Source organism: Microcoleus sp. Pol8_D6 (assembly GCF_036700965.1).
GTDB lineage: Bacteria > Cyanobacteriota > Cyanobacteriia > Cyanobacteriales > Microcoleaceae > Microcoleus.
On record NZ_JAUBPW010000005.1, the window covers coordinates 148,886 to 158,930 of the forward strand.

Genomic DNA, 10,045 nt, shown 5'->3' on the forward strand with positions numbered 1-10,045 from the left:
AATTGGCTATCGGTAAGGGGCATCAGCGATCAGTTAAGATGTAGCATACTTTGTGACTCAGGGTTGAAACACTAAATTTTATGCCCCAATTCTTTAAGAGAATTTATCATAAATTTGCGGAGGGACTTGGGAAAAATTTAACTCATTTATTCCCCAACGCTGACTTGCAACCTGTTGCTATTATCTGGATTGTCGTGACGGGAACTCTATTGGGCGTAAGGCATTTAGGCGGGTTGCAGCCACTAGAATTAAATGCTTACGACCTCATGGTGCAGTTGCGCCCCGATCGGGGCCCTGACCCCAGGTTGCTGATAGTTGAAATCACAGATCGGGACATTAGTACTTTAAACAGATGGCCAATTTCCGATCGCGTTTTAGCAAAAGCGATCGCCGAAATAGCGCGTTTGGAACCCAGAGCTATTGGTCTCGATATAATTCGTGATATTCCCTACGAACCGGGGAGTGCAGAATTAGCAACTCAACTGAAAAACCCCAAAGTATTTCCCATTACCTTCATCGGCTCCTTAAAGTACGATCGAGTGCAGCCACCTCCCAACATACCCGAGGAGCGGGTAGGATTTAACGATTTGTATCTCGATCCCGATGGTATAGTGCGTCGCAATGTGATTTCTATTGGCGATGGTAAAAACACGTTTTATTCATTTTCCAGCCGGCTAGCTTTTGCATATTTTGATAGCCATAAAATAGAATCTAAAGCTACAGAAAATAATGAATATTTGGTAAACAAAACACTATTTTCCAAGTTACGCTCAAACTCAGGAGGTTATCAGAACATTCCTGCCCAAGGCTATCAAATATTGCTCAATTACCGCTCTGCTAAAAATATAGCAGAAACGGTGACACTAACTCAAGTTTTGGAGGGCAAAGTAGACGCCAAATTGGTAAAAGGTAAAATAGTCTTAATTGGCGTTACAGCCCCAACTGTAAAAGATATTTTTTCTACCCCTTACAGCGCTACCAAAAACGGTAATATCCCGACGCCTGGGGTATTAATTCATGCAACTGCCACCAGCCAAATTCTCAGTGCAGTTTTAGACGGCCAAGGGCTATTTTGGTATTGGGACGAATGGCAAGAAATTCTCTGGATCGCTTTGTGGAGTGCAGTGGGTGGCTGTTTAGCTTGGCGGCTAGAAAAATCGCTGACTTTGATGGGAAGTGCGATCGCAGCTTGCGGCTCATTATTCGGATTCACCTTTTTCCTCTTTATGCAACAGGGGTGGATACCTCTAATTTCCCCTGCTATGGCACTTTTAATCACCGCAGGAGTCGCAGTTACTTATAAATACGAGCAGTCGAGGCAACAGCAAGGGATTGTGATGAAATTATTAGGACAACAAACTTCACCCGCGATCGCAAATGCCTTGTGGAAAGAGCGCGTCCATCTGCTCGAATCAGGGTTATTGCCAGGGCAAAAAGTTACTGCTACGATCGTCCTCACCGACTTGCAGGGTTTTAGTACAATCTCCGAAAAACTACCGCCTGAAGTGGTAATGAGTTGGTTAAATGAGTATTTATCAGCAATGGCCCAAGAAGTCCAAGCACATCAAGGGGTAATTAATAAATTTACCGGAGATGGAATGCTGGCAGTATTTGGCGTACCCATTCCCCGCACCACTGCAGAAGAAATTGCAGAAGATGCTCGCCTTGCCGTATCTTCCACTTTAGCTATAAGTTCGCGCTTGCCAGAAATGAATCAAAATTGGCTTGATCGCGGTTTACCGACAGTAAAAATGCGAGTAGGCATCTTTACAGGGCCTGTGATGGTGGGTAGTCTGGGAGGCACAACCCGTTTAGAATATGGAGTGATCGGCGACAGCGTAAATATTGCCTCTCGCCTGGAAAGCTGCGAAAAGGATCGGCAAGAGGACACTTGCCGGATATTGATTGCAGAAGAAACCTTTCTGTATCTGGCGGACAAATTTGAGGTAGAATCTTGGGGACCTTTACCGTTAAGAGGCAGAGAACAAAAAGTTAATGTCTACCGGATTTTGGGAAGGAAAAAAAAATAAAAAGAGAGAATCTCTCCCTACAAATTTATGGAGTTAATATGAAAACAATTACTAAGTTTCTCATCAATCTGATATCAGTTGGCTCAATAGTATTGATAGCCACACTTAACATTTCTCAATTGGCAGTTGTGGGACAGCCCAAAATAAACACACCTGACCGCCCACCCAACCCTATACCGGGAGGGCCGCGCTTCATTCAGCCTACTGAAGATAGGGAGGCTCCACCCCCCACTCAACCGAGACGGCCTATACGCGGTGGCTGCGCGAGCATTAGTCAGCTAAGTCTCACAGCCTTAGTGCCTAAAAATAATATCGGACGGACTGTTTCCGACTATCCAACTTTCTTTTTCTACTTGCCTCAAACAGAGGCAGAATTAGCCGAATTTACCCTAAACGATGAAAGCGGCAAGCAGATTTATAAACAGGATCTCACAATTAGGAATTTATCAGGGGTGATCGGCGTTAGTATCCCTGCTGACAAAAATGTGCCACCCTTGGAAGTAGGCAAAAGTTACACTTGGAATTTGACAGTGATTTGCGACTCTCAAGACCGATCGAGCGATCAGATCGAAAGCGGTACTGTAAAGCGAGTTGAAATCAGTGCAGATATCCGTCGTCAATTAGATCAGGCAGAACCGCGCCAGAAAAGCGTTATTTATGCTGAAAATGGGATTTGGCAAGATGCCCTCAGCACTTTAGCTGCGGCTCGCCAAGCCAATCCTAACGATGCAGAATTAGCTGCTGATTGGGAAAGCTTGCTAGATGCAGTGACATTGGGCAAAATTGCCAAAGAGCCGATCGTTCCAACTCAGCCACAGCCATAAGCGGTACTGCATTTTAATTTAACTTTTTTGGTGGGGTTACAGCAACGGGCCAGAAAAGTTTTAATAAAAAGAAGTGTACAAGTTTTTAACTTGTATCAGTAACAGCCAAGATGGATGTTCTACAATAAAAACTATGTGTTGTGGAACGGTCATCTTGGTTGTTCCCAAAAGGCGACCGACTTTTTGACATCCCCCACAATAATTATTCCAGAAATCTCTTGTAGAACGACCATCTTGGCTGTACCCTAAAGGTGGCAGTAAAGCCCACCCCCAAATATGTAGGTTAAATGTGAAACCGCTTATTACTTGTTAATTCCAAAATATCCCGCCATTCCCGATCCGAAAGCGGCTGCACTTTCAAATCTATTTCAAAACAGCGACCAGCCGCCGCACTCAAAACATCAATTACAGTTGCAATCAAATCATCTCCCCCTTCAGATAGAGGTAATTGCACAGGAATTAATTCCTCCCCAAACACTTGAGAAAATAATTTAACATCCGGCTGCAAACGCATGGAACCGTGCTGCAAAATAGCCTCACCCCGTCGCAATTGCGCGCTACCAATTAACTTGCAGCCATCAAGTGTAACTAAATCTGCACCAGTCGCAGTACCAAAACAATTTGGATTGTGAATATAACTTCTTCCTGCTTCCCCGTATTGCAAATCCAAACCCATCGCCCTCCAACCCTCAATCAAAAACTCGCAAATAGTCTGATAAGCTTTCATACGGCTGCTTCCAAATCCCGACGCCACAACTGCATAAGTTAAATCCCCTTGGTGAAGTACGGCGCGCCCGCCGCTGGGCCTCCTCACCAACTCCACAGGCATTCCCTGCCAAGACAACTGCTGCCAAAACTCCGGCCATCGGCGCTGGTGGTAGCCCAAGGAAATCGCCGCCGGTTGCCAAGTGTAAAATCGCAGAGTTGGCGGATGTTTGCCCGCTAGATGCTGTTCCAGTAGCCATTGGTCGATCGCCATCTGCACGCTACCAGACACCGACAACAGTGGAATTAAACGCCATACAGAATTAGCCATCCGTCCCCAGTCCTGAGTTTGCACTCAATAATTCACAGAATGTTTTAAAATTAGTAACAGTTTTTTGGGCCTGTCTTCTAAGTTGGTGCAAGTTTCACGCCCGCCGGTGCTTTAGAAATAAATAGAAAAAATAATCGCAGAACCATGAGCAACAGTGTAATTGTCATTAACGACGAAAAATTTGAAACAGAAGTCCTGAAAGCTGAGCAACCAGTGCTTGCCTATTTTTGGGCGAGTTGGTGCGGGCCTTGCAAACTGATCGCGCCTTCGGTAGACTGGGTGGCGGCCAACTACAGCGATCGGCTGAAAGTGGTTAAAATGGAAATTGACCCCAATCCTAATACTGTCAAACAGTATAAAGTAGAAGGAGTTCCAGCTCTCAGGCTGTTTAAAAATGCCGAAGTAGTGCTTTCCCACGAGGGAGCTATTACTAAACAAACTTTGGTCGGTTTGCTGGACGCTCACTTATAAAGTTTGGAAATGATTCGGGAGTTTCCAACTCCCAACTCACAACTATAGCAATCGAAAAGATTTTTTAATATCTCTCTTTTCTCCTCGATATTCCTCTCTGACTCTGCGCCCTCTGCGCTCTCTGCGGTTATAAAAAAACTTTACAAAGCAGCACATAAAAATGAAAAAAAAATAATTCAGCAATGTAAGAAATATTAATATGCCCCAAAAATTAGAAAAAATATGCAATTTGCTAAACGTTTAGAGCCACTGCAATTTAATGTATTTGCCGATATGGATCGGGCAAAAGCTCAAGCTAGAACAGCGGGACAAAATGTGATTGACTTGTCTCTGGGTTCTTCGGATTTGCCGGCGGCGGCTCATATTACAGATGCGATCGCACATTCTCTGTCAGACACCAGCACCCACGGCTATTTGCTATTTAACGGCACAAGAGATTTTCGGGAAGCAGCAGCTATTTGGTACCAGCAAAAATTTGGAATTGCAGTCAATCCAGAAACAGAAGTGCTCCCGTTAATAGGTTCCCAAGAAGGCACGGCGCATATGCCTTTAGCTGTACTCAACCCTGGAGATTTTGCTTTGTTACTCGATCCGGGCTATCCTTCCCACGCGGGCGGTGTGCATTTGGCTGGTGGTCAAATTTATCCGATGCCGCTATTGGCAGAAAATGCGTTTTTGCCGATATTTGAAGATATTCCGACAGCAGTGCTGGCTGAGTCGAAGATGATGGTTTTGAGCTATCCTCACAATCCTACAACTGCGATCGCCCCGGTTGCTTTTTTTGAGAAAGCTGTGGCTTTTTGTCGGGAACATCAACTTGTTTTAGTTCACGATTTCCCTTATGTGGATTTGGTGTTTGACGATTCTGTAGGGGCGGTGCCCCCGTGCCCGCCCTCTGAGATCGAGGAAAACCGCAAATTGATGGCGCCGTCAATTTTTCAGGCCGATAGAGATAAGAGTGTGGCGATCGAGTTTTTTACACTATCCAAATCCTACAGTATGGGAGGTTTTCGAGTCGGATATGCGATCGGCAATTCCGAACTAATTGCAGCGCTGCGCCAGGTAAAAGCCGCAGTGGACTTCAACCAATATCGAGGGATTTTAAACGGAGCGATCTCCGCATTAACAGGCCCTCAAGATACCGTCAGAACCAGCGTAGAAACCTTCAGAAAACGGCGGGATGCCTTTGTAAACGCGCTACAGGGCATCGGCTGGCAAGTCCCAGTACCCCCCGCTACCATGTACGTCTGGGCGAAACTGCCGGAACCTTGGGCCAACGATTCCGTGAAATTTTGCACTCAGCTAGTACAGAGTACAGGAGTCGCAGCTTCCCCCGGTGCCGGTTTCGGGAAATCAGGAGAAGGCTACGTGCGATTTGCCTTAGTCGAGTCGCCAGCAATTTTGGAAACAGCAGTTAGAAAAATTGCTGAGTTTCTCAATTGAGCGATGTAATCTGTCTCAACTTAACCCGAAACACCCTCGTGATCTCGTTTCCGGTTGCATCGGAATAATAAAATCTAGTTTTCGACCCGCCCGTCAACAGTCAACAGTCAACAGTCAACAATAATTCCGGTGCAACCGGAATTGATATGAGACTTAAGCCCACCCGACTTGAGCTTTTAGGCAGGGGTTAAAACCCCTGCCGGACTGGGGTTTTGACGTTTTTGGACACAGGAATAAGGGCACGGCGTCTAAGTGCTTACCCGCAGATCAAGATGGATGCAATTGCTAAAATAGTGTGATTTCTACCTAAAGGAATAGATATTTGCACGCAGTATCTGTCACAATCTTTTTTAAGAAATGTTAACGTGAGACATCTTGGGAATTACCAGTTCCGCTCACCCACTCTAAAAATCCTTGAAGTGAATTCTGTCGGGGTAGCGATTGTTCCGTAGCGGCGAGCGCACACCCGAGAAAGACCACACTGCCCAAAATTGCGATCAGCGGCAAAGGCTTGCCCAGCCCAAAGTCCCGCTGAAGGCGAGCTAACGGTCTGCTCTCGCGCCGGAGCATCTTTCCCACCGTCAGTTGTTTGAGACTAAAAGGATCGCGCACAAAATGACCGCTCCAGCTAATTACCATATGAGAATGACAGTGGGGACAAGTGAATAGTCCACTGACCATCCCGACTGGGCCTACGACGCTGGAACGGTTGCAGATCGGGCAAGTGACAGAATGAGTGTTATAGGTAGGAGCGTTCATAACTGTTTTTCTTGAGTAAAAAAAACTAACAAGTAATTGGGAGCCTGTGTTAACGCCAAAGGTATAGACCTTGAGAGGCACTTTTCCTTAATTCCTAGTTTACCGCTCCGATCGGGTCGATCGGAGCTCACTGCTTGGGAAAACCTTCAACTTGCCAATCCCGCAACGAGTGCAAGTCTGGAGCACAGGTGAGATTATATTGCAAAGGAGTTACGGTTATTCTGTTGTCGCGAATAGCTTGTACGTCTGTAGGAATATCATGCGGCACCGCCGAATCGGCGATTTCTTCTACATCTTCTAACAATTCCCCAGCCAGCCAATAATAAGTTTTGCCGCGCGGATCGGTGCGCTTTTGAAATATGTCGAAATAGCGGCGAATGCCTTGACGGGCGATCGCAACTCCGGTAATTTCTGCTTGTGTGACTGCTGGTATGTTGACATTCAACAGCATCGGTTTCGCCATTGGCTGTTTTTCCAACTGTGCCAGCAAGCTGACAGCGAAATCCACCGCCGGCCCAAATTCCTGCGAAGTAAAGCTGGCGAGGCTGAAAGCAATGCTGGGAATCCCTTCCATAATTCCTTCCATTGCGGCCGAAACCGTACCCGAACAGATGATATCCGTGCCTAAATTGGGCCCGTGGTTGATACCTGAAATAACAAAATCCGGCGGTTTGTCAAGTAAAGCCCACAAAGCAAGTTTCACGCAGTCGGCGGGAGTGCCCGAACAGGCCCAAGCTTGGACTGCGGGATCAAAAATAGATTCGACAATTTCGGCGCGGATGGGTTGGTGCAGAGTAAGGCCGTGGCCGGTAGCAGAACGCTCTCTGTCGGGACAAACTACGCTCACGTCGTGGCCAGCCTCGGCGAGAGCGTTGGCGAGGCTGCGGATGCCTTGTGCAAAGATGCCGTCGTCGTTGCTAATTAAAAGTTTCATTGAAATTTTTATAAGCCTTATAACAATACTAAACTAGATTCAACTAGCGCGATCGCTCTAACATCGAATTCCCTATTACAAATTATCCGTAACTGCCGAAAATCTAAAATCTAAAATCTAAAATCTAAAATCTACAAGCTGTCGAGCCAAAATTGCGCTAAACTCAACTTGGCCCAAAACTGCCATCAATCTAAAATCTAAAATCTGTCGAGCCAAAATTGCGCTAAACTCAATTTGGCCCAAAACTGCCATCAATCTAAAATCTAAAATCTAAAATCTAAAATCAAAATGACTGTCCAGCTAAGCGACATTGAAACTCAACTAGAAACCCTCGGCCAAGAGTCCAAAAGTGCGATCGCAACTGCCAATACCCTCGATCAACTCGAACAGTTGCGCGTCGGCTATCTCGGCAAAAAAGGCCAACTCTCTCAAATTTTAGGCATGATGGGCAAACTGTCGCCAGACCAACGGCCCAAAGTAGGTGCGATCGCCAATACAGTCAAAGAAGCCCTGCAAGCCGATTTAGAAGACAAGCGCGCCGCCCTGCAAACCGCCCAAATCCAAGCAAAGTTAGCCTCAGAAACCATCGATGTCACCATGCCGGGGATTTTTCGCCCCCACGGCCGCGTTCACCCATTAAACGCAGTCATAGACCGCGCTCTCGATATCTTTGTCGGCCTCGGCTACACCGTCGCCAACGGGCCCGAAATGGAAACAGATTATTACAACTTCGAGGCGCTGAACACACCGCCAGACCACCCAGCGCGGGATATGCAAGATACATTTTACCTACCAGGCGGCAACTTGCTGCGGACTCAGACATCATCAGTGCAAATTCGCTACATGGAACAGCACAAACCGCCGATTCGGATTGTCTCTCCCGGCCGCGTTTACCGCCGCGATACTGTTGATGCTACTCACGCCGCAGTTTTCCACCAAATTGAACTTTTAGCAATTGATGAAGGTCTGACATTTACTGACTTGAAAGGCACAATTAAAGAGTTTTTGCGGCAAATGTTCGGGCAAGATTTGCCGATTCGTTTCCGCACGAGTTACTTTCCGTTTACCGAACCTTCGGCCGAAGTTGATTTGCAGTGGAACGGCAAATGGCTGGAAGTTTTGGGGTGCGGAACAGTCGATCCTAACGTTCTTAAAGGAGTCGGTTTAGACCCAGAAAAATATACTGGGTTTGCTGCAGGTTTTGGGGTCGAGCGGTTCGCAATGGTACTTTATGAAATCGACGACATTCGCCGGGTTTATGCTAGCGATTTGCGTTTTTTGCGGCAATTTTAAAGCATGGTTTGGGGTCGGTTCTACAAACCCTCTAGAGATTTTGCTTAAGCTACATCAATTTTTCAGTTTCAAGTAAGTAAGTACAAATAAACATTACTTGGGGAGAGGGCGGGTTCTGCAACGATGACTCGCCCTTACTGTAGATAAGCGCTAAAGCTGCACCTACAAGCCCCCGCAAGATATTATTGTTTTTTTTGCGCTTACCTACTTATTTATTGTCTACTTCCCAAAAACACCCTTGATGCTGTCAACAGCGCTCTCGACAGCATTCTTGGTATTATCTACTGCTTTCTGAGTCCGAGCTGAATCTTCCGATGCTCTTTTCTCAATTGTGGCCGCATCTTTCTTAGCTTTGCGCTCTACTACACTACCATCCTCCGATGATCGATCGACTTTAGCAGCATTTGTCTTGGCAGTTTCCTTAACTTTATCTTCTGTATCTCGGATGAAGTTCTTGGCTCGTCCAGCATCTTTGCTGGCTTTTTCTTGAACCGCATCGCCCGCATCTGCTGCTGCGATCAAGTTTACAGCAGGAGAGGCCATTGCTGCGGTGTTGGAGAAGAACGCACCAGACCAGACGAAAGCCATCGCAGACACGCAAAGCACAGTTGTAGCCATCAAGCGCCCTAAAGTCGAAAGCCGTTTCGTAAAATAATTCAGTTTCATAGAATACAAAAGGAGATGTGACCTTCTATTTTTACTCGATTTGAGCGATCGGCGTAACCGTTCTCTAGATAGAGGTTATCCGCCGGCCATCGGTTAAAAAAGTTCAGTCTTTTGATAGATTCAAGCAAGGAATGTCAGTCACTTTTAGATTTTAGATTTTAGATTTTAGAGTTGACTCCCCAGCCGCCATTTGGAAGGTTGAACTTTGGTGAGTCGATTAAAAATTAAAGATTACACAATTGACTCCCCAGCCGGAGCGCTGATCCGCGCGCTTAAGTAGGTAGGCGGAAAAAATTATGTTTATGTAAAGAAACATTAACTAGCGTGATTCAAGTTAAATTTAACACATTGTTTACGGTCAGTAAGTAGGTGCACATAAACTTTAGTATGTCACTGACTATCAAGCTATCATCAATCGGGCGATTGTTTGCATAAAATATCGCTTCTAAAGAGCGTTTCACGGAGTGAATCTCGCTTCGGACTACATAGATATTTTGCCGCTGATCTCATCTACTGTAGTTTAGACTAACCAAAGATGAGAACGGTGGCAAAAGAAGAACTAGAGCCACCGCGCCAGGAGAGAATGAGG

The 10,045-nt window shown here is 46.1% G+C and carries 9 protein-coding genes; 5 read left to right on the forward strand and 4 right to left on the reverse strand.

Going from position 1 to position 10,045, the window contains the following annotated elements; translation table 11 throughout:
• Positions 1 to 80: 80 nt before the first annotated feature.
• On the forward strand, positions 81 to 2,030 hold the full coding sequence (locus QUA10_RS03895; RefSeq protein ID WP_333081053.1) for an adenylate/guanylate cyclase domain-containing protein: 1,950 nt from the start codon (positions 81 to 83) through the stop codon (positions 2,028 to 2,030).
• A gap of 38 nt (positions 2,031 to 2,068) precedes the next feature.
• Entirely contained in the window at positions 2,069 to 2,854 is a 786-nt protein-coding gene (locus tag QUA10_RS03900) for a DUF928 domain-containing protein (RefSeq protein ID WP_333081052.1), read from the forward strand.
• Positions 2,855 to 3,137: 283 nt separating this feature from the next.
• Here QUA10_RS03900 and QUA10_RS03905 read toward each other — a convergent pair whose 3' ends face one another.
• Positions 3,138 to 3,890: a biotin/lipoate A/B protein ligase family protein gene (locus QUA10_RS03905; RefSeq protein ID WP_333081051.1), complete on the reverse strand. Its 753-nt coding sequence runs from the start codon at positions 3,888 to 3,890 to the stop codon at positions 3,138 to 3,140.
• A 144-nt stretch (positions 3,891 to 4,034) separates the two neighbouring features.
• Here QUA10_RS03905 and QUA10_RS03910 point away from each other — a divergent pair, with 144 nt between their 5' ends.
• Together QUA10_RS03910 and QUA10_RS03915 are read left to right on the forward strand one after the other, a co-directional pair.
• The gene (locus QUA10_RS03910) at positions 4,035 to 4,361 is read left to right on the forward strand and encodes a thioredoxin family protein (RefSeq protein ID WP_015177073.1); all 327 of its coding nucleotides are present in this window, start codon (positions 4,035 to 4,037) and stop codon (positions 4,359 to 4,361) included.
• A 222-nt stretch (positions 4,362 to 4,583) separates the two neighbouring features.
• A complete protein-coding gene (locus QUA10_RS03915; RefSeq protein WP_333081050.1) occupies positions 4,584 to 5,804 on the forward strand; it encodes an LL-diaminopimelate aminotransferase in 1,221 nt (406 codons plus the stop codon).
• 360 nt (positions 5,805 to 6,164) lie between these two features.
• Here the strand turns inward: QUA10_RS03915 and QUA10_RS03920 are convergent, their stop codons facing one another.
• Together QUA10_RS03920 and surE are read right to left on the reverse strand one after the other, a co-directional pair.
• The gene (locus tag QUA10_RS03920; RefSeq protein WP_333081049.1) at positions 6,165 to 6,563 is read right to left on the reverse strand and encodes a hypothetical protein; all 399 of its coding nucleotides are present in this window, start codon (positions 6,561 to 6,563) and stop codon (positions 6,165 to 6,167) included.
• A 127-nt stretch (positions 6,564 to 6,690) separates the two neighbouring features.
• Positions 6,691 to 7,497 (reverse strand): 5'/3'-nucleotidase SurE, encoded by an 807-nt coding sequence (surE, locus tag QUA10_RS03925; RefSeq protein WP_333081048.1) that lies wholly within the window; start codon positions 7,495 to 7,497, stop codon positions 6,691 to 6,693.
• A gap of 288 nt (positions 7,498 to 7,785) precedes the next feature.
• On the opposite strand from surE, the gene pheS reads away from it, so the two are divergent.
• Entirely contained in the window at positions 7,786 to 8,790 is a 1,005-nt protein-coding gene (gene pheS, locus QUA10_RS03930) for a phenylalanine--tRNA ligase subunit alpha (RefSeq protein ID WP_333081047.1), read from the forward strand.
• 219 nt (positions 8,791 to 9,009) lie between these two features.
• Here pheS and QUA10_RS03935 read toward each other — a convergent pair whose 3' ends face one another.
• A complete protein-coding gene (locus QUA10_RS03935; protein WP_333081046.1) occupies positions 9,010 to 9,456 on the reverse strand; it encodes a hypothetical protein in 447 nt (148 codons plus the stop codon).
• Between the last annotated feature and the right edge of the window lie 589 nt (positions 9,457 to 10,045).